Below are 19,111 nucleotides of genomic sequence, written 5' to 3'. Positions count from 1 at the left end.
GCTGTTTCCTCCAGTGTGCCTACGGGGTGAGCTGTCGGGTGCGGATCCGATGGATCCGGCCGAGGCTCGGAATGGGTGGACAGCCTCGGCTTCACCCCAAGGCCCGCGTGTTCTCGCGAGCCGGGAAGTGGTTCCCCCGTTCCTGCCAGGTCCGTTTAGGGATCTTCGCCGAGCGGCAGCAGGATGCGGCGATCCGCTCGGGAGCGCCGCCCGTCCGAGCGGCACGGGTAGAACAGTAACGAACAGGTCACGGTTTGTCACGGGAAAATAACGTGACGGCGTCCGCAACTGCCCTCGTAGCCCGCCTCGGGCGCGACGAAGGCCCCGCATCTTCCAGCATCGCCCCAGGTCAGATGAGGCATGCCGAGATCGATGCGGGGCCTTCGCATGAGACCCGCCACAGTTGAGCAGTGTCGTGATCCAGCGGCAGATCACCGTGAGGTCACGGTCAGATCACCGCCGGTCACCTGGCAGAGCTCACCAGGTGCCCCAGGAGGAGTCCTCGGTGGACTCGTCCCACTCGTTCTCCCAGAAGTCCACGTTCTGGCCCTCGGGGCTGTCGGCGTAGCCCTCGGCGGTCTCATCCCACGAGTAGCCGAACGAGGAGTCGAAGAGGTCCGAGGAGTACCCCTTGGCGTCCTCGGAGTAGCGCTCGGCGTGACGCTCGGTCACGCGGTCGCCGAAGTAGGTGTTGTAGTAGTTGTCGGCGTCCTGCTCCGTGATCTCGTTCCAGGACTCGGCCTTGGACTCGGACTGGACGTTCTTGGTGCGCAGCGGATCGGCGCCGGTGCGCTCGTACTGAGACTCGACCTTGCGCTCGGAGAAGCTGTCCGAGTAGACGTCCGAGAACTTGTAGTCGCCCTGGGTGGTGGTGCGCTCGGAGTAGAAGCGCTCGCTCGAGGTGGTGGTGACCGTGCGGCCGGTCTCTGTCGGGGCCGGGGCGGCCATGGCCGGAGCGGCGGAGGCGGCTCCCAGGCCGATCAGGAGGGCAGAGGCGGTCAGGACGGAAGTGCGACGCATGGTGGTGGTCTCCTCGATGTCGTCGTTGGGGGCGTTCGCTGCGGATCAGCGGCCCCGAGGCGGACATCTCCCAGCTCACACCATGGTGATGACCGGGGGGAAGACGACGGCCCACATTTCCTCCCTCGGACGTTCACCCCGCATTCACCTGGGGCGATGTCCGCGCAGCGCTCAGGAGGCGACCGCCGCCTGGAAGTCGAGGATGTGCTCGCGCAGCAGCTCGGCCGCGGCCGCATGATCGCCGCGGGTGGCGGCCTCGAGGATCTCCCAGTGCTGCGCCTGCAGCCGACGCCGCAGCTTCGGCCAGTCCTCGATCCGTGCCACACCCTCGGCCACATAGCCGACCACTGCCGTGCGCAGCGACGTCAGCATGGTCACCATCACGACGTTGCAGGACAGCTCGCCGAGGGTCACGTGGAACTCCGCGTCGAGGGCGTGGAAGAGCTCCTCGGACACGCCTTCGTCCATGCGCTGCAGGATCCGCCGCGCTCGGCCGCAGATCTCCTCGCGCACCGGAGGGTCGGACCTGCCCGCACTTTGCATGGACTGGGTCTCCAGCAGGACGCGCATGTCGACGATGTCGGCCATGGGCAGCGCCTGCGTGGCCACGTGCATCCGCAGGGCCCAGGCCAGGGCGTGCGACGGCTCGGACACGACAGTGGCCCCGGACCGGGGCCCCGAGCCCACCTCGCTGGAGACCAGGCCGAGGGCATCGAGCACGCGGATGCCCTCGCGCACGGAGGCCCGCGAGATCTCGAACTGCTCCGCCATGGCCCTCTCGGCGGGCAGCTTGTCGCCCACCGACAGCTCGCCGTCGCGCAGCCGGCCCTCGACCCACTCGAGGACCACCGAGTGCGCGGCGCCCCGGGGGCGATGCGCCCCCGGGGCGAGTGGTCGCAGCCGGGCCTGCGCGTCCGTCACTGGACCGGCAGCATCCAGGCCAGGACGTTGGACTGCAGGAAGACCAGCAGGCACAGCGCCAGCAGCATGCCCACGGACCAGGGAAGCACCTTCTTGAAGATCTCCGACTCCTTGCCCGGCATGCTCACCGCGGTGGCGGCGATGGCCAGGGACTGAGGCGAGATCATCTTGCCGACCACGCCGCCGGTCGTGTTCGAGGCGACCATGAGCGCGGGATCCAGCCCGGCGCCCTCGGCGGCCGTCTGCTGGAGGTTGGAGAACAGCGCATTGGCCGAGGTGTCCGACCCGGTCACTGCGGTGCCGACCCAGCCGAGCACCGGGGAGAAGAACGCGAAGGCCGCGCCCAGCCCGGCCACGAACGTGCCGATCGCCAGGGTCTGCCCGGAGAAGTTCATGACGTAGGCCAGCGCCAGCACAGAGACGATCGTCAGCGCGGAGAACCGCATCTTGTACATGCAGGCCGCGATCTCCCGCAGCCCCTTGCCGATCGTCATGGGGAAGCGGCCGCCGTGCGTGAACACGGAGTAGATCACCGTGACGAGCAGCCCGGTGATCAGCAGCAGGGTGCCCGGCGAGGACAGCCACTGGAAGGTGTAGACCGTCGCAGCGATCGGCTCTCCGGCGGCGTTGACCAGATGGCCGTCCAGCCCCGGCCAGGGGATCTTGACGTCGGTCGCGGCCAGGGCGGCGGGGATGTCGACCCCTGTGGTCCACAGCTTGGCGATGCCGAAGACCACGACCACCAGGACATAGGGCAGCACGGCCATCCACACACGGGCCGGGGTCAGCTCGGAGACGGAGTCCGCGTGCTCGATGCCCAGGCGGTCCTTGGCCTCCAGGGCACCGCGGGGGCGCCAGAAGCGCAGCAGCACGACGGCTGCGGCCAGGCCCACGAGGGCGGCGACGACGTCGGTGAGCTCATAGGAGAAGTGCACGGAGGTCCACCACTGGGCCACGGCGAACGAGCCGCCGATGACCAGGGCCGCCGGCCAGGCATCGCGCACGCCGCGCATGCCGTCGATCAGCAGCAGCAGGAACATGGGGACCACGAGCGCGAAGAACGGGGCCTGGTGCCCGACGATCGCGCCGATGTGCGCGGCGTCGATGCCGGTCAGGCGCCCGGCGGTGGTGATCGGGATGGCCACGGCGCCGAAGGCGACCGGGGCGGTGTTGGCGATCAGCACGACGGTGGCGGTCTTCAGCGGCTTGAGCCCGATCGCCATGATCATGGTGGCCGTGATGGCCACGGGGGCGCCGAAGCCGGCGAGCGCCTCGAGGAGGCCGCCGAAGCAGAAGGCGATGAGGATCGCCTGGATGCGGACGTCGCCGCCGCCGATCGAGTCGAAGATCGAGCGCATGTCCTCGAACCGCCCGGCCGCGACGGTCACCTGGTAGAACCACAGTGCCATCACGACGATCCATACGATCGGGAACAGGCCGAAGGCCGCTCCCTGGGTGGCCGTCAGCAGCGCCAGGCCGGCGGGCATGCCGAAGCCGAGCACGGCGGCCAGCAGCGCCGAGGCCAGGGCGATCAGGCCCGAGAGCCAGGCGCTGCGCTTGAGCCCGACCAGGCAGATGAAGAAGACGACGAGCGGGATCAGACCGACGAGGGCAGAGAGGCCGAGACTGCCGCCGACGGCGTCCACCTGAGCTGTGTAGGTGTCCACGAGGACCTCCGGAGAGTGAGAGGAAGGAGGGGACTGACGGGATCGACAGCGGTCTCCGGTGCGACGGGAGTCACGTTTCAGGTATGGTCTGACCACACGATCCTGACGAGACTGTACATGATGCGCATCACATCGCGGTCGCGTCAGGAGAAGAGCATCCGGGAGGGCCCATGAGGATCGCACTGTTCGCCACCTGCATCGTCGATGCGATGTACCCCAAGGTCGCGCTGGCCACCGTCCGCGTGCTGGAGCGCCTCGGCCACGAGGTGATCTTCCCGCCGGGGCAGGGCTGCTGCTCCCAGATGCACGTCAACAGCGGCTACATCGACGGCGCGCTGCCCGTCGTGCGCAACCACGTCGAGGCGTTCACCGCCGCCGACTACGACGTCGCGGTCGCCCCGTCCGGCTCCTGCGTGGCCTCCCTGGGCCACCAGCAGCCGATGATCGCCCGGGAGTGCGGCGACGAGGCCCTGGCCCAGCGCGCCGAGGAGGTCGCCGGCCGGACCTACGAGCTCTCCGAGCTGCTGACCGACGTCCTCGGCGTCACAGATGCCGGCGCCCAGCTCGGATCGTGGTTCCCGCACCGGATCACCTACCACCCGTCGTGCCACGGCCTGCGCCTGCTCGGACTGGGCGATCGACCGACCCGGCTGCTCTCCTCCGTCCAGGACCTCGAGCTGGTCGAGCTGCCCGACGCCTACGAGTGCTGCGGCTTCGGCGGCACGTTCTCCTTCAAGAACCCGGATGTCTCCGGCGCCATGGCCGAGGCCAAGCTGCGCAACATCGAGCGCACGGACACCGAGCTGTGCGTCGGCGGCGACGCCTCGTGCCTGCTGCACCTGTCGGGAGCCGCGCACCGCCGCAGGACGCCGGTGCGCACCGTCCACCTGGCCGAGATCCTGGCCTCCACCCGCCAGAACCCCCTCGAGCTCGACGACATCGCCGAGCTTTCGATCCCGCAGGGCACGGCGTCGATCGGCCCGCGCGCCGAGGCCCCCGCCGTCGAGACCGCTGAAGGAGCCGCACGATGACCGCCGTCCAGCTCGGCATGCCGTCCATGCCGCCCGCCTACGGAGTGGGCAACCTCTACGAGGAGTCCCCCTTCCCCGCCCACGCGCGCGACGAGCTGCGCGATGAGCAGATGCGCGCCAACATCGGCCACGCGACCCACACCATCCGCGCCAAGCGCAACCGCGTCGTCGGGGAGCTGCCGGACTGGGAGGAGCTGCGCGACGCCGGCGCGGCCGTCAAGCAGGAGGTCGCCGCGCGCATGCCCGAGCTGCTCGAGCAGTTCGAGGCCAACGTGACCGCCCGCGGCGGCATCGTGCACTGGGCCCGCGACGCCGAGGAGGCCAATCGCATCGTCACCGACCTCGTGCGGGCCAAGGGCGTCGACGAGGTCATCAAGGTCAAGTCGATGGCCACCCAGGAGATGGGCCTCAACGAGCACCTGGACTCCGAGGGCATCCGCGCGATCGAGACCGACCTGGCGGAGCTGATCGTGCAGCTCGGCGAGGACAAGCCGTCGCACATCCTGGTCCCGGCCATCCACAAGAACCGCGACCAGATCCGCGAGATCTTCTCCCGGAAGATGCCCGGGCTGACCCGCGAGCTGACCGACGAGCCCGCCGTGCTGGCCGAGGCCTCCCGGCGCTACCTGCGCGAGAAGTTCCTGGACTCCACCGTGGCGATCTCCGGGGCGAACTTCGGCATCGCCGAGTCCGGCACCCTCACGGTGGTGGAGTCCGAGGGCAACGGGCGCATGTGCCTGACGCTGCCGGAGACCCTGATCACCGTCATGGGCGTCGAGAAGCTGCTGCCGCGGTTCTCCGACCTCGAGGTCTTCACCCAGCTGCTGCCGCGCTCCTCGACCGGCGAGCGCATGAACCCCTACACCTCCATGTGGACCGGGGTGACCGAGGGCGACGGGCCGCAGGAGTTCCACCTGATCCTGATGGACAACGGGCGCTCGGCCGTGCTGTCGGACCCGGCGGGCCGCGACGCCCTGCGCTGCATCCGCTGCTCCGCCTGCCTCAACGTCTGCCCGGTCTACGAGCACGCGGGCGGCCACGCCTACGGCTCCGTCTACCCCGGGCCCATCGGAGCGATCCTCTCCCCGCAGCTCACGGGCGTGGCCGCCGCGGAGAACGACTCGCTGCCGTACGCGTCGTCGCTGTGCGGGCGCTGCTACGAGGTGTGCCCCGTGAAGATCGACATCCCGTCGATCCTGGTCCACCTGCGCGACGAGGACGTGCGCACCAAGCACGGCGAGCGCCGCCGGGAGGAGAAGACGCAGCGGGAGACGGCCGAGCGCTACGAGGCGCTCGTGCTGGATCAGCACGCGCACAATCCCGAGGCCAGCCAGCGCCACGCCATGCCCGAGACCCCCCAGGCGGGCTCGGCCGGCTCGGCCGGGGCCTTCCTGCGCCGGGCCGTGGCCCGGACGCAGGGGGCCATGCCCTCGCAGATGGACATGCTCATGCGCGCCGCCGGCCTGGCGATGTCCTCGGGCACCCGGATGCGCCTGGCGGAGAAGGCCCTGCCCCTGGGGCGGGCCGCCGTCAGGCCCATGGGCGGGCTGAGCTGGATGCCCGGCGTGCTGGGCGGCTGGACGCAGCAGCGCGACATCCCCGTGATGCCGCGCGAGTCCTTCCGCAGCTGGTGGCAGGACAACGAGGGGGATGCGCAGCAGCGTCGGCGCGCGGATCTGGGCGACAGCGCCCCGGCCTCCGCCCCGCAGCCCCGCCCCGTCGAGGGCCCCTCCCTGGCCGGGCGCACCGAGGACGGCGCCGCCTGGGGCTCGACCGCCCAGGCCGTGCGCGCCCGCCGCTCCGGCGACGCCCGCCCGCCGCGCCCCCAGGAGGGCGATGTCGTGGGCAGCCAGCTCAGCGAGCGCACCGTGGGCGACCCCGCCGATCTGACCTTCGGCATCGACCGCCGCAGCACCGACCGGAACCAGGAGCAGGCATGAGCGCCGCATCGCAGTCCGAGGCACGCACGGAGATCCTGGCCCGCATCCGGGCCTCGATCGCCGACTCCCCCGCGGCTCCGCCGATCCCGCGGGGCTACCGCCGCCGCTCCGAGCTCACCCGGGAGCAGATCGTCGACATGCTCGAGGACCGGCTGATCGACTACAAGGCCGAGGTCCACCGGGAGGACCTGTCCTCCCTGCCGGGGCGCCTGGCCGCGCTGCTGGGCGAGAGCTCCGTGCTCGTGCCGGAGGGCCTGGAGGAGTCCTGGCTGCCGCAGTCCCTGAACCGGGTCCGCGACGAAGGCCCGGACGGCGCTCCCCTGACGGCGCGGGGACTCGCCCAGATCGATGCGCTGGTCAGCTCCTCGACCGTCTCGTGCGCCGAGACCGGCACGATCTTCCTCTCCTCCGCCCCCGATGAAGGCCGCCGCGCGCTGAGCCTGGTGCCCGATCACCACGTGTGCATCGTCGGGCTGGACACGGTGGTCGAGCTGATCCCCGAGGCCTTCGAGCGGATCGGCCCGGACCGCCCGATCACCATGATCTCGGGGCCCTCCGCGACCTCGGACATCGAGCTGGAGCGCGTCGAGGGCGTGCACGGCCCGCGTCAGCTGGACGTGATCCTGCTCGATCGCAGCTGAGCCCGCAGCCCGCTCCGTCACTTCCGCAGGCGAAGGACGGGGCGGGCTCGCCCGCTGCTGCTGTGGGGGCCGGCTGAACGTCGAAGGCCTCGTCTCGGGGCAGATCCTCAGGAGAACCCTTGACCACGTTCCACGACTTCAGCGCCGACACCATCGTCGGCTCGCAGGACGTCTTCGACCGCTTCGCCGGTCAGGTCGTGCTGGTCGTCAACACCGCCAGCGAGTGCGGGCTGACGTCGCAGTACGACGGCCTGCAGAAGCTGCAGGACGAGTACAAGGACCGCGGCTTCACCGTGCTCGGCTTCCCGTGCAACCAGTTCGGCGGGCAGGAGCCCGGCGATGAGGAGCAGATCCAGCAGTTCTGCCGCACCGAGTTCTCCGTGGACTTCCCCCTATACAAGAAGGTGGAGGTGAACGGGATCGACACGCACCCGCTGTGGGCCTGGCTCAAGTCCGAGAAGCAGGGCGAGGACGGCGCGGACATCGAGTGGAACTTCGCCAAGTTCCTGATCGACGGCGACGGCCGCGTGGTCGAGCGCTACGCGCCCCAGACCACCCCGGAGCAGCTGCGCGGCGACATCGGGCAGCTGCTGAGCTCGGACGCCGAGCAGGGCTGAGCCCCCGTCGATGTCCCAGGCCTCGAGCGCGCCCCGCGATGATGAGACCCCGGCCGGCCGCGGCCCCCTGATCCAGGGCGGGCCGCTCGGCCGGGTCCTGGGCGCGATCGAGATGATCGGCAATCGCCTGCCGCATCCGTTCTGGCTGTTCATCCTCCTCGCCTTCCTGATCGTCCCGCTCTCGGAGCTGCTCGCCCGCCTGGGCGCCAGCGCGGTGGATCCGACCACCGGCGAGACCGTGGCCGTGACGAGCCTGGCCGACGCCGAGGGGATGCGCCGGATCGTCGGCGGCATCGTGCCGAACATCGTCGAGTTCCCGCCGCTGGGCGTGGTGCTCGTCGTGATGCTGGGCGTGGCGGTGGCCGACGGCGCCGGACTGATCAACACCGCCCTGCGGGTGGTCGTGGCCAAGGTGCCCGCGCGGTGGCTGACCTTCGTCCTGGCGCTGGCCGGCGTCACCGGCTCGATCGCCTCCGATGCGATCACGGTGGTGCTCATCCCACTGGGCGCCGCCGCGTTCAAGGCGGCGGGCCGCTCGGCGGTGCTGGGCGCCGTCGTCGCGTTCGCCTCGGCCTCGGCGGGGTTCAACGCCTCGCTCGTGGTGAACCTGACCGACCCCCTGCTGGGCGGCATCTCGACGTCGGCGGCCCAGCTCGTGGACCCCGAGTACCAGGTCTCCCCCATCGCCAACTACTACTTCTCGGCGGCCTCCGCCGTGGTGCTCGCCCTGCTCATCACCTTCGTGACCGAGCGCGTGCTGACCCGGATGACGGCCCGGATCCACGCCGCGGAGCTGGCCGCCGAGCGCGACGGCACCGCCGAGACCGCCGACGATGGCGACGACCGCCCGCAGATCTCCCAGGAGAACCTGCGCAGCTATCAGCCACAGGAGATCCGCGGGCTGAAGTGGGCGGGCATCGCGACCGTCGCGTACGTGGCGCTGTACTTCCTGGCGCTGCTGCTGCCGTTCTCGCCGCTGCGCGGGGTCGAGGAGACCGGCGCCCTGAGCTCCGTGCTGATCACCGACATCTCAGGGCCGATCGCCCTGCTGTTCCTGGTCGCGGGCACGGCCTACGGCATCCCCGCCGGGAGCATCCGCAGGCTGGCCGACATCCCCGAGCTCATGGCCCGCGGCATCCGCGACATCGCAGCGCTGCTGGTCCTGCTGGCCGCGGCGGCGCAGTTCATCGCCTTCTTCACCTGGACCGACATGGGCACCGTCATCGCGATCAGCGGCTCGAGCCTGCTCGAGGCCGCCGGTCTGCCGCTGCCGGTGCTGTTCTTCAGCGTCGTGGCGATCGTGGCCGTGCTGAACCTCTTCCTGACCTCGGGATCGGCGCTGTACACGCTCGTTGCGCCCGTGATCGTGCCCATGTTCATGTACCTGGGCGTGAATCCGGAGACCACGCAGATGCTGTACCGGATCGGCGACTCCGCGTTCAACATCATCACGCCGCTCAACGCGTTCTTCGCCCTGACCCTGGGTGTGGTCCAGCAGCGGCTCCCACGAGCCGGGATCGGCACGCTGATGTCCCTGCTGCTGCCGTTCGCGATCTCGATCCTGGTGGTGTGGTTCCTGTTCTTCCTGCTGTGGTGGAGCCTCGGGATCCCGCTGGGTCCGGGAGCGCCGGCGGCCTGAGCCCCGCCCACCCGATCGGCGGCGCGAGATGAGGAACGGGCCGGGTCGCGTGAGGATCGCGACCCGGCCCGTTCATCGCCCGGAGCCGGCCGGATCCGGAGGGTCCGGGACGCCTCGAGCGGGTCTGCCCACCCGTTGCCCGAGGCGTCCCGGAGTGTGCACCAGCCGGTCTCTGCCCACCGGGAGGTGCGATGCGCCGCGGCCCACCAGCCGCGGCACCCGATCCGCATCCGCCCCTCTGACTGCCCATCAGGAGGAGCTCGATGCGCTCGGCGGCCCCGCCCGCCAGGACGTTCGCACCGAGTGACCGGGAGGGCCCTTGCGAGCTCTCACAGTGAAGACCGGCTCAGGCCCGGATCGTGACGCGGTTCTCGAGAAGTTACGCCAGCGCTGCCGAGCGGGCCGGACATGGCGAAGGCCGCCCTCGGGGGAAGGGCGGCCTTCGTGCTGGGGCCGGGACGTCCGGGGAGGCACTGCCCTGCCTCCACCCGGACGTCCCGGGATTCCAGGGTCTCGGACTCTGCCCGCCCGATCCCCTGCTCGGTGCAGCGACTGCCCGTCGCCGCACCCGGTCCTCCCCTGCGCCGTGACTGCCCATCAGCGGCTGCTTCGAGGCGGACCGTGAGGCCCTCCCGCAAGGGGAGGACCGGCATCTCTCCGCACCGGTGGTGCAAGAGCTCTCGCGAGCTCTCACGGTGAAGACCCCGACCGGACCGGATCGTGACGCGGTTTCGTCGGAAGATTCTCAAGATTCTTCTCCGCGGTCCCGACGACGCCTGCGATCGGCCCGAGATCACGCCCCGGACAGGGGTGACGGCTCATCTGGGCCGGTGTACTCTCACAGTTGTATGTGTGTCATCTCACATGCTTCCACGGATCGTCCGGCACGTACCTGCCGGGAAGAGAGCGAGAACCGCCATGGCGACTGTTTCGTATGACCGCGTGACCTGTCAGTACCCCGGAGCCGAGAGCCCCTCGGTCTCCGAGCTCAGCCTGGACATCGCCGACGGCGAATTCCTGGTGCTCGTAGGCCCGTCCGGCTGCGGCAAGTCCACGACCCTGCGCATGCTCGCGGGACTCGAGGACGTCACCCGCGGCTCCATCCTGATCGGCGATCAGGACGTCACCGACGTCGACCCCCGCGACCGCGACATCGCCATGGTCTTCCAGAACTACGCCCTGTACCCGCACATGACGGTCGCGGAGAACATGGGCTTCGCGCTGAAGATCGCCAAGGTCCCCGCCGACGAGCGCCGGGCCAAAGTCGAAGAAGCCGCGGAGATCCTCGACCTCACCGAGTACCTGGACCGCAAGCCCAAGAACCTCTCGGGCGGACAGCGCCAGCGCGTGGCCATGGGCCGCGCCATCGTGCGCTCCCCCAAGGTCTTCCTCATGGACGAGCCCCTGTCCAACCTGGATGCCAAGCTGCGCGTCCAGACCCGCACCCAGATCGCCTCCCTCACGCGGCGCCTGGGCGTCACCACCGTCTACGTCACCCACGACCAGACCGAGGCCATGACCATGGGCGATCGTGTGGCCGTGCTCAAGGCCGGCAAGCTCATGCAGGTCGACACCCCGGCCAACCTCTACGACCGCCCGGCCAACGAGTTCGTGGCCGGCTTCATCGGCTCCCCGGCCATGAACCTGGTCCGCAGCGCCCCGGATGCCGACGGCGTCCTGTCGGTGGGCACCACCCGCGTCCAGCTGACTCCCGCTCAGCGCGAGGCGCTCAGCGGCACCGAGGTCACCGTGGGCATCCGGCCCGAGGACCTGTCGCTGGCCCCCGAGGGCGAGGGCCTGCCCGTGAGCGTCCAGGCGGTCGAGGAGCTCGGCGCCGACGCCTACATCTACAGCTCGCTGGCCCCGGTCACCGCGGCCAACACCGTGGTGACCACGCACTCCTCCGCCGCGGAGGAGGAGATCGCCGAGGAGGACCAGGCCACCGAGGGCATCACGATCCGCACCGGCGGGCGCTCCGCGGTCAAGGTCGGCGACACCATCTGGACCGTCCCCGCCGTCGATCGCCTCCACCTGTTCGACACCGCCACCGGCCAGCGCCTCCCTGACGCTCGCTGATGCCCGTCGACGAGATCCGCGAGATCCCCGATTCCATGCGCGCCAGCGTGCTGCACGGGATCGGGGATCTCGCCGTGGAGCAGCGCCCCGTCCCGCAGCCCGGACCCGGTGAGGTCCTTGTCCGCGTGCTGAGCGTGGGGGTCTGCGGGTCGGACACGCACTACTACGAGCACGGCCGCATCGGCGCCTTCGCGGTGGAGGGCTCCCTGGTCCTCGGCCACGAGCCGTCCGGGCGCGTGGTCGGGCTGGGGCCGGGCACCGATCCGTCGCTTCTGGGCGCCCGGGTATCGCTGGAGCCGGGCATCCCCGAGCCGTTCTCCCCGCAGACGCTGGCCGGGCGGTACAACCTGGATCCGGCGGTGCGCTTCTTCGCCACGCCTCCCGTGGACGGGGTGTTCAGCGAGTACGCCGTGCACCCGGCGGCGTTCTGCCACCGCGTGCCGGATTCGGTCTCGGATGACGCCGCCGCACTGCTCGAGCCGCTGTCCGTGGGCATCGCCGCATCGCGGGCCGCTCACGTCCGCCTGGGCTCGCGCGTGCTCGTGGCGGGAGCCGGGCCCATCGGCCTGCTGGCGGCCGCGTGCGCAGAGGCCGCCGGAGCCGTCGAGGTGGCCATGACGGACATGCGCGAGGACCGGCTCGAGGTCGCCGCCTCCTGGGGCGCCTCGCGCACCTGGGCCGCCGGCTGCGCCCCGGAGCCGGACAGCGCGGACGGCGGCGGGTTCGACGCCTTCATCGACGCGACGGGCGCTGAGCCCGCCGTGCTCGACGGACTGTACCGCCTGGCTCCGGCCGGGCGCGCCGTTCTGGTCGGCATGGGCGCGGACACCCTGGCTCTGCCCGTCCCGCTCGTGCAGAACCGCGAGCTCGTGGTCACCGGGACGTTCCGCTATGCCGGGACGTGGCCCACCGCGGTGGCCATGGCCGCCTCGGGTGCGGTGGACCTGGACTCGCTCGTCACGAGCGTCCACGGCCTCGACGACGTCGAGGCCGCCCTCACCGCGGCCCGCACCCCCGGTGCGCTCAAGGCGGTCGTGCGCCCCTGACCCGCACCGCACGGAGGTCCCCCGCAGAGCTGCTCTGCCGGGGACCTCCGTGCATCGGTGCCGGGTGCGCCGAGACACGGACGACGAACCATCGCGAGGCACGGCGACTCGGCCGGATTCCCACTTCGTCACGGCCTGGCGCGAGACGCCGAGACGGGTCGCGAGCTGGGCCTGCGACAGACCGGCGCGCAGCCGGCATTCCTTGATCCGGTCGTGCAGCATGACGAGCTCCTCGGACGGGGATGCGCCGGGATCGTTCGGCGGTGTCATCAACCTAGAGCCGTGCGATCCCCCAGCCCACCGTCCGCGCCCTCAGCAGGCGCTGCGCTCTCCTGCCCGGTGGCTGCGCGCGGTTGCCACCGATATACCCCCTGGTCACGGCCCTGCGGGGATGAGCGCGGCGGAGACGGAGACGAGCCCCCGCGGTCGCTGCGCGCAGCGACCGCGGGGGCTCGTCGTCGTGCCGGGGGCCGGGGGCCGGCCTACTTGATGGCACCCATGGACAGACCGCGCACCAGCTGCTTCTGGGCGACCCAGCCGGCGATGACCACCGGCAGCGACGCCAGGACGCTGGCGGCGGAGAGCCGAGCCAGGAACAGGCCCTCGCTGGTCATGGTCGAGACGAGCATGACCGGCACCGTGGCCGCCTCGACGGCCGTGAGGTTCAGGGCGAAGAAGAACTCGTTCCAGGCGAAGATCACGCAGATCAGGGCGGTCGAGGCGATGCCCGGGGCCACCATGGGGATCAGGATCGTGCGCAGCGTGGTCATCAGCGAGGCGCCGTCGATCTCCGCGGCCTCAAGGACCTCCCGGGGGACCTCCTGGAAGAACGAGCGCATCATCCACACCGCGATCGGCAGGTTCATGGCCGTGTAGAGCAGGACCAGGGTCCAAACGGTGTCCAGGACCTTGAGCTGACCGGCGACGACGTAGATCGGGACGATCACGGCCACGACCGGCAGCATCTTGGTGGAGATGAAGAAGAACAGCACGTCCGAGGTCTTCTCGACCGGGCGGATGCTCACCGCGTAGGCGGCCGGGATGCCGAGCAGCAGGACCAGGAGGGTCGAGGCCACCGTGGCGATCGCGGAGTTGAGCATGTAGTCGCCCAGTCCGGCGTCGATCACCGCGCGGTACTGATCCAGCGTGGGCGCGAAGAAGAACGTCGGCGGGTTCGTGGAGGCATCGGCCTCCTGCTTGAACGACGTCAGCACCATCCACGCCACCGGCAGGAAGAACCCGAGGGCCAGCAGCCAGGTGATGAGGGTCAGTGCCGCGCCGCCGATGCCACCGGAGCGGCGCTTGCGCACGGGCGGCTCGGGCCGGTCGTCGCGAGCACGGTCCTGGGCATCCCAGGGAGCAGAGGTCGTCTCCGCGGAGACGGAGTCATGGGGCTGTGCGGTCATGTCGGTCACTGCTCCGTGGTCATGAAGCTCTTGAACATCAGACGCAGGGCCCAGGTCGCGATGATGATCGTGCCGATCACCACGACCACGCCCATGGCGGCGGCCTGGCCGACGTCGAAGCCCAGGAAGGCTCGCTGGTAGATGTAGAACGGCAGGTTGGCGCTCTGGGTGCCCGGTCCGCCTGCGGTCATGAGGTAGATCTGGTCGAACGTGTTGACCACGTAGATCGCGCCGAGCAGGACGCACAGCTCGATGTAGCGGCGCATGTGCGGCAGCGTGATGAGCACGAAGGACTGGATCTTGGAGGCCCCGTCCACGCGCGCCGCCTCGAGGACGTCGCGGGGCTGGGACTGCAGACCGGCCAGGAGCAGCAGCATCATGAACGGCGTCCACTGCCACACCAACGCCACGATCACGGAGATCCGCGGCATCTGGGAGGTCCAGTCCACCGGGTCGATGCCCACGAGGCCGATCATCCAGTTCACCAGGCCGTAGGACGGGTTGAACATGGACACCGACCACAGCATGGCCGAGGCCACGGGCATGATCAGGAACGGCGTGATCAGCAGAGTGCGGGCCAGGCCGCGGCCCAGGAACGCCCGATCCAGCAGCAGCGCGAAGATCATCCCCAGGATGAGGGCGAACAGCACGCAAGCCAGCGTGTAGAGGATCGAGTTGAGCGCCGCGCCGCGGAACGTGGAGTCGGTGAAGATCGCCAGGTAGTTGCGCAGGCCGACGAAACGGTCGGAGTCCTCGTTGAGGAGGTTCCAGGAGCGCAGCGAGTACCAGATGGTGATCAGGAACGGCAGCTGGGTCAGCGCGATCGTGAAGATCAGCGCGGGCAGCAGCGGAAGACGGCGGCGGAAGGCGTCGCGCTTGGCGCGCTCCTCGGCGCTGCGACGGCTGGCGGGCTCTGCGGCCCGAGTGCCCGACGGGGTGGCCACGGTGGACATCTCAGTTGCCTCCAGAGCTGTTGCGGTGCACGTCGGCGACGTCCTCGGCGTACTCCTGGGACTGCTCGAGCGCCTCGTCGACGCTCTTCTGGCCGGCCACGGCGGCCGACATCTGCTGGCCCACGCGGGTGCCGAGATCCTGGAACTCCGGGATCGCCACGAACTGCAGGCCCTCGTACGGGACGGGGTGCGTCATGGAGGTCTCCTGGGAGGCACCGGCCATGGCGTCGAGGGCGGGCTTGGCGTAGGCCTCGGAGACCTCGGCGTAGCCCTCGAGCTCATAGGTCGAGTAACGGCTCCCCGGGGGAACGCGCTCCCAGCCGATCTCCTCGCCGACCAGCTTCATGTAGTCCTTGCTGGTCATCCAGGCGATGAAGTCCCAGGCCTGCTCCTTGCGCTGCGAGGTCGCGGGGATGGCCAGCGACCACGAGTAGAGCCAGCCCGCGGCCTCGGTCTCCATGACCGGGGCGGGGGCGTACCCGCTGCGCCCGGCGACCGTGGAGGAGGCCGGGTCCTCGACCGAGGAGACCATGGCCGTGGCGTCGTACCACATGGCCGCCTGGCCCTGGCTGTAGCGGGTGATGCAGTCGCCGTAGCCGGAGGTGGCCGCACCGGGCTGCCCGTGCTCGCGGACCAGGTCCACGTAGAACTGGGTGGCCTTCCTGGTGGCGTCCGAAGTCAGCGTGGGGTTCCAGTCCATGTCGAACCAGCCGCCGCCGAACGTGTTGTACACGGTGGTCAGCGGGGCCATGATCTCGCCCCAGCCGGCCAGGCCGCGCAGGCAGATCCCGGAGATGTCCTGGTCGGGATCGGCCAGCTCGGCGGCGAACTCGCCGATCTGCTCCCAGGTGGGCTTCTCCGGCATCTCCAGGCCCTTGGCCTCGAAGAGGTCCTTGTTCCATACCAGGAACGACGACTCCCCGTAGAAGGGCACGGCGTAGAGGCTGTCCTGGTAGCTCAGGGCGGCGCGCACCGAGTCGATGAAGTCCTCGGGGTCGTAGCCCTCGGTCGCCTCCGCGTACGGCTGCAGGTTCTCGATCCAGCCGTTGGCCGCCCAGATGGGGGTCTCGTAGTTGGAGATCATGACGACGTCGAACTCGCCGCCGCCGGTGGCCACGGAGGCCGTGATCTTGGCACGAGCCTCGTTCTCCGGGAGGGAGACGAATCGGACGTTGATGTCCGGGTGCTCCCGCTCGAACTCGGCCTGCAGGGAGATCGCGTCCTGCATCTGCGGGTTGGACACGATGCCGACGACGATCTCGTCGCCCTGGGACGAGCCGCAGCCGGTCAGGGCCAGTGCGGAGAGACCGAGGGTCCCGCCGAGCAGCTGGCGCCTGCCCACAGACCACGGCGGGCTGTGCGGCGAGGTGAGACGAGGGCTCATGGATACCTCTGTGGATTCGTACGGGCCCAGGCAGCGGTGTCCGGGCCGAGAGGCAGAAGACCTGGTGGGGGCGGGCACCCGGCCCCATCCGGCGCTTCTCACGTGAGCGCTCTATCCCGCTCAGGTGAGTGTGATGCTAGTCATATAGACTCACCTGAGCAACACCCGACCTCACAGATGTGGCCCCCATGACCTCGGATCCGACCGCACCATCCGCCAACGCCGCCCCCTCCCCGAGCGCCGACGACCGCGCCCACCTCACGCTGCTCGCCGAGATCAGTCGTGCCCACTTCCTGGATCAGAAGTCCAAGGTCCAGATCGCCCAGGAGCACGACATCTCGCGCTTCCAGGTCGCCGCGTTCGTGCAGGAGGCCCGCGATCGGGGCATCGTGCGCATCACCATCGCCGTGCCGTCGGACGGCCGCGACCAGGAGACGGCGCAGTCCCTGGGCATCGCGGAGCTGATCTCGGTCGAGCCCGCCGACACCCCCCGCGGCGCCGAGGCCCTGGCCCGCGAGCTCGCCGCCTCGGTGGCCGAGCACGCCGCAGGCCAGACCGCCGTCGGGATCTCGTGGTCGCGCATCATCCAGGCCATGGCCCCGCACCTGCCCGACCTCTCGGACAGCGTGGTGGTCCAGCTGGCCGGGGCGATCGCCTCCCCGGACTCCACCGAGGCGGTCCCCCGGCTGCTGAGCACGCTGCGCGCCAAGCAGACGCTTCCCCTGTGGGCGCCGCTGGTGGCCGGTGAGGGCGCGGCAGCCCTGCGCGAGACCCCGGAGATCGCCCGCACCCTGGCCCAGGCCGGGGATCTGGACCTGGCGGTCTTCGCGATCGGCGGCTGGGGACCGGGGCTGTCCACCGTGTGGGACCGCATCCAGGAGCAGGACCGTCAGCAGGCCCTGGCGGCCGGCGCGGTCGCCGAGATCTCCGGGCACCTGATCGACGCCCGCGGCACCGCGGTGGAGGGCCCCGTCGAGGACTCCGTGATCGCGGCATCGCTTGCGGACCTGCGTGCGGCCCGTCGCCGGATCGCGGTCGCCCACGGCGCCGGGCGCGCCCCGGCCGTGCTGGCGGCGGTGCGGGCCGGGCTGGTCGACATCCTGGTCTGCGACATCCCGCTGCGGGATGCCCTGGCCGAGCTCGAGGGTCAGTGAGCGGGCGGCCGCCGGCCCTGCACCGGCACCGCAGGGCCGAGGCCGACCGAGCGCTCCCGGGAGCCGCCGCAGGCCCCTGCGATGTGACGCAGACCGCTAGGCTGAACCGTCAGAGAGTCTCGGCAGAGGAGCTGGAGTGAGCATCAGCGGTACCGTCATCGGGGTGGACTCCTCCACCCAGTCCTGCAAGGTCATGGTCGTCGACGCCGCCACGGGGCAGATCCTCTCTCGCGGCTCCGCCCCGCACCCGGACGGGACCTCGGTGGACCCCCGGGAATGGACCAAGGCGCTGAATCAGGCCTGGGACGCCGCCGGAGCCCGCGAGCGCTCGGACGTGCTGGGCGTGGGCGTCTCCGCGCAGCAGCACGGCATGGTGGCCCTGGACTCGGCCGGCGCGCCGGTCCACGACGCCCTGCTGTGGAACGACGTCCGCAGCGCCCCACAGGCCCGGGCCATGGTCGAGGAGCTCGAGATCTCCGGCTGGGTCGAGGCCACCGGCTCCGCGCCCGTCACCTCCATCACGCTGACCAAGCTGGCCTGGCTGCGCGAGAACGTCCCGGAGGCCGCGGCACGCGTTGAGCGCGTGGGCCTGCCGCACGACTGGCTGGTCTCAGAGCTGACCGGCGGCGCCTGGATCACGGACCGCTCCGAGGCCTCGGGCTCGGGCTGGTTCGACCCCGCCTCCGGCTCGATCCGCGAGGACCTCCTGGAGCGCTGGTTCGGGGCGGCCCCGCAGGTCCCCGAGGTCCTCGCACCCCACGCCTCCGCCGGCACCATCACCTCGGACTGGCTCCCGAACAGCCCCGGCGCGGTGGTCTCGGCCGGGTGCGGAGACAACGCCGGCGGCGGGCTCGGCCTGGGCATCGGCCACGGCGATGTCGTGGTCTCGGTCGGCACCTCGGGCACGGTCTTCGCCCACAGCCCGCACCCGATCGCGGACCCCACGGGCGTCACCTCCGGCTTCGCCGACGCCACCGGCGCCTACCTGCCGCTGCTGTGCACGCTCAACGCCGCCCGGGTCATGGCCAGGACCTCGGACCTGCTCGGCACCGACCTGGACGAGTTCGACGCCCTTGCGGCCGCCGGCGACCCAGACTGCTCGGGGCTGACGCTGCTGCCGTACCTGGACGGCGAGCGCACCCCCAACCTCCCTGACGCCGCCGGGCGCTGGCACGGCGTCACGGGCGCCTCGCTCACGCGCGAGAACATGGCCCGCAGCTCGGTGCTGTCCGTCGCGAACTCGCTGGCCGACTGCCTCGAGGTGCTGCGGACCCTGGACGTCCCGATCGAGCGCGCCCTGCTGATCGGCGGCGGCTCGCGCTCCGCCACTCTGCGCACGGCCCTCACCCATGTGCTGGGCGTCGACATCGACGTCCCCGCCCCGGATGAGTACGTGGCCCTGGGCGGTGCGCGCCAGGCCTACTGGGCCGCGCAGGGCGAGCTGCCCGCCTGGACCGCCGGCACCGAGGGCTCCCAGCATCTGCCCGCCGCCCAGGACGACGGGGCCGACGCCTTCCGCGCCCGCTACAGCGCCATGCGCCGCCAGCTCGAGGAGGAGCTGGCCGGCTGAGCCCTGCTGCGCAGGAGCCGCATCGGCTCCTGCGGATGTCCCCGCT

General features: G+C 70.7%; 15 protein-coding genes, 1 pseudogene and 1 riboswitch. Of the genes and pseudogenes, 9 read left to right on the top strand and 7 right to left on the bottom strand.

Annotation, left to right across the window (positions count from 1 at the left end; all coding sequences use genetic code 11):
- Window position 1: 1 nt before the first annotated feature.
- Window positions 2-172, bottom strand: a riboswitch (cyclic di-AMP (ydaO/yuaA leader).
- A gap of 305 nt (window positions 173-477) precedes the next feature.
- From JOE55_RS08190 to JOE55_RS08180, 3 genes are all read right to left on the bottom strand, one after another.
- Window positions 478-1,020, bottom strand: coding sequence for a hypothetical protein (locus JOE55_RS08190; RefSeq protein ID WP_204782597.1), 543 nt, complete (start codon window positions 1,018-1,020; stop codon window positions 478-480).
- 171 nt (window positions 1,021-1,191) lie between these two features.
- Window positions 1,192-1,869, bottom strand: coding sequence for a FadR/GntR family transcriptional regulator (locus JOE55_RS08185; protein WP_082803451.1), 678 nt, complete (start codon window positions 1,867-1,869; stop codon window positions 1,192-1,194).
- Between the two features lie 68 nt (window positions 1,870-1,937).
- Entirely contained in the window at window positions 1,938-3,608 is a 1,671-nt protein-coding gene (locus JOE55_RS08180; protein ID WP_204782596.1) for an L-lactate permease, read from the bottom strand.
- A gap of 170 nt (window positions 3,609-3,778) precedes the next feature.
- On the opposite strand from JOE55_RS08180, the gene JOE55_RS08175 reads away from it, so the two are divergent.
- The 7 genes from JOE55_RS08175 to JOE55_RS08145 all read left to right on the top strand — a co-directional run bounded on the left by JOE55_RS08175 (window position 3,779) and on the right by JOE55_RS08145 (window position 12,598).
- On the top strand, window positions 3,779-4,639 hold the full coding sequence (locus JOE55_RS08175) for a (Fe-S)-binding protein (RefSeq protein ID WP_204782595.1): 861 nt from the start codon (window positions 3,779-3,781) through the stop codon (window positions 4,637-4,639).
- Window positions 4,636-6,579, top strand: a complete 1,944-nt coding sequence (locus JOE55_RS08170) for a LutB/LldF family L-lactate oxidation iron-sulfur protein (protein ID WP_024289327.1) — start codon at window positions 4,636-4,638, stop codon at window positions 6,577-6,579. Before JOE55_RS08175 ends, JOE55_RS08170 begins: the two co-directional genes overlap by 4 nt.
- Window positions 6,576-7,220 carry a LutC/YkgG family protein gene (locus JOE55_RS08165; RefSeq protein ID WP_204782594.1) on the top strand — a complete coding sequence of 215 codons (645 nt, stop codon included), beginning with the start codon at window positions 6,576-6,578 and terminating at the stop codon, window positions 7,218-7,220. The genes JOE55_RS08170 and JOE55_RS08165 overlap by 4 nt, the downstream gene beginning before the upstream one ends.
- 119 nt (window positions 7,221-7,339) lie before the next feature.
- Entirely contained in the window at window positions 7,340-7,837 is a 498-nt protein-coding gene (locus tag JOE55_RS08160; protein WP_204782593.1) for a glutathione peroxidase, read from the top strand.
- Between the two features lie 10 nt (window positions 7,838-7,847).
- The gene (locus JOE55_RS08155; RefSeq protein ID WP_204782592.1) at window positions 7,848-9,476 is read left to right on the top strand and encodes an AbgT family transporter; all 1,629 of its coding nucleotides are present in this window, start codon (window positions 7,848-7,850) and stop codon (window positions 9,474-9,476) included.
- A 918-nt stretch (window positions 9,477-10,394) separates the two neighbouring features.
- Window positions 10,395-11,552, top strand: a complete 1,158-nt coding sequence (locus JOE55_RS08150) for an ABC transporter ATP-binding protein (protein ID WP_204782591.1) — start codon at window positions 10,395-10,397, stop codon at window positions 11,550-11,552.
- On the top strand, window positions 11,552-12,598 hold the full coding sequence (locus JOE55_RS08145) for an NAD(P)-dependent alcohol dehydrogenase (RefSeq protein ID WP_204782590.1): 1,047 nt from the start codon (window positions 11,552-11,554) through the stop codon (window positions 12,596-12,598). The genes JOE55_RS08150 and JOE55_RS08145 overlap by 1 nt, the downstream gene beginning before the upstream one ends.
- Window positions 12,599-12,703: 105 nt before the next feature.
- Here the strand turns inward: JOE55_RS08145 and JOE55_RS13585 are convergent.
- From JOE55_RS13585 to JOE55_RS08125, 4 genes and pseudogenes are all read right to left on the bottom strand, one after another.
- Window positions 12,704-12,820, bottom strand: a pseudogene (locus JOE55_RS13585) (helix-turn-helix transcriptional regulator); the annotation flags it as partial.
- Window positions 12,821-13,080: 260 nt separating this feature from the next.
- On the bottom strand, window positions 13,081-14,004 hold the full coding sequence (locus tag JOE55_RS08135; protein WP_239546541.1) for a carbohydrate ABC transporter permease: 924 nt from the start codon (window positions 14,002-14,004) through the stop codon (window positions 13,081-13,083).
- A gap of 5 nt (window positions 14,005-14,009) precedes the next feature.
- On the bottom strand, window positions 14,010-14,957 hold the full coding sequence (locus JOE55_RS08130) for a carbohydrate ABC transporter permease (protein ID WP_006215640.1): 948 nt from the start codon (window positions 14,955-14,957) through the stop codon (window positions 14,010-14,012).
- A 1-nt stretch (window position 14,958) separates the two neighbouring features.
- Window positions 14,959-16,341 (bottom strand): ABC transporter substrate-binding protein, encoded by a 1,383-nt coding sequence (locus JOE55_RS08125; RefSeq protein ID WP_239546539.1) that lies wholly within the window; start codon window positions 16,339-16,341, stop codon window positions 14,959-14,961.
- Between the two features lie 188 nt (window positions 16,342-16,529).
- Here JOE55_RS08125 and JOE55_RS08120 point away from each other — a divergent pair, with 188 nt between their 5' ends.
- On the top strand, window positions 16,530-17,495 hold the full coding sequence (locus tag JOE55_RS08120) for a sugar-binding domain-containing protein (protein ID WP_204782589.1): 966 nt from the start codon (window positions 16,530-16,532) through the stop codon (window positions 17,493-17,495).
- A gap of 136 nt (window positions 17,496-17,631) precedes the next feature.
- Window positions 17,632-19,065 carry an FGGY family carbohydrate kinase gene (locus JOE55_RS13440; protein WP_204782588.1) on the top strand — a complete coding sequence of 478 codons (1,434 nt, stop codon included), beginning with the start codon at window positions 17,632-17,634 and terminating at the stop codon, window positions 19,063-19,065.
- Window positions 19,066-19,111: the final 46 nt, after the last annotated feature.

Source organism: Kocuria palustris (assembly GCF_016907795.1).
GTDB lineage: Bacteria > Actinomycetota > Actinomycetes > Actinomycetales > Micrococcaceae > Kocuria > Kocuria palustris.
The sequence above is the reverse complement of the archived record's forward strand: the minus strand, read 5'-3'. Positions and strand labels throughout refer to the sequence as shown.

What these genes read in the sequence shown, in the direction of transcription:
- JOE55_RS08175 (WP_204782595.1), top strand. Translation starts at nt 3,779, where the DNA reads ATGAGGATCGCACTGTTCGCCACCTGCATCGTCGATGCGATGTACCCC.
- JOE55_RS08145 (WP_204782590.1), top strand. Translation starts at nt 11,552, where the DNA reads ATGCCCGTCGACGAGATCCGCGAGATCCCCGATTCCATGCGCGCCAGC.
- JOE55_RS08150 (WP_204782591.1), top strand. Translation starts at nt 10,395, where the DNA reads ATGGCGACTGTTTCGTATGACCGCGTGACCTGTCAGTACCCCGGAGCC.
- JOE55_RS08190 (WP_204782597.1), bottom strand. Translation starts at nt 1,020, where the DNA reads ATGCGTCGCACTTCCGTCCTGACCGCCTCTGCCCTCCTGATCGGCCTG.
- JOE55_RS08125 (WP_239546539.1), bottom strand. Translation starts at nt 16,341, where the DNA reads ATGAGCCCTCGTCTCACCTCGCCGCACAGCCCGCCGTGGTCTGTGGGC.
- JOE55_RS08170 (WP_024289327.1), top strand. Translation starts at nt 4,636, where the DNA reads ATGACCGCCGTCCAGCTCGGCATGCCGTCCATGCCGCCCGCCTACGGA.
- JOE55_RS08135 (WP_239546541.1), bottom strand. Translation starts at nt 14,004, where the DNA reads ATGACCGCACAGCCCCATGACTCCGTCTCCGCGGAGACGACCTCTGCT.
- JOE55_RS08120 (WP_204782589.1), top strand. Translation starts at nt 16,530, where the DNA reads ATGACCTCGGATCCGACCGCACCATCCGCCAACGCCGCCCCCTCCCCG.
- JOE55_RS08155 (WP_204782592.1), top strand. Translation starts at nt 7,848, where the DNA reads ATGTCCCAGGCCTCGAGCGCGCCCCGCGATGATGAGACCCCGGCCGGC.
- JOE55_RS08130 (WP_006215640.1), bottom strand. Translation starts at nt 14,957, where the DNA reads ATGTCCACCGTGGCCACCCCGTCGGGCACTCGGGCCGCAGAGCCCGCC.
- JOE55_RS08165 (WP_204782594.1), top strand. Translation starts at nt 6,576, where the DNA reads ATGAGCGCCGCATCGCAGTCCGAGGCACGCACGGAGATCCTGGCCCGC.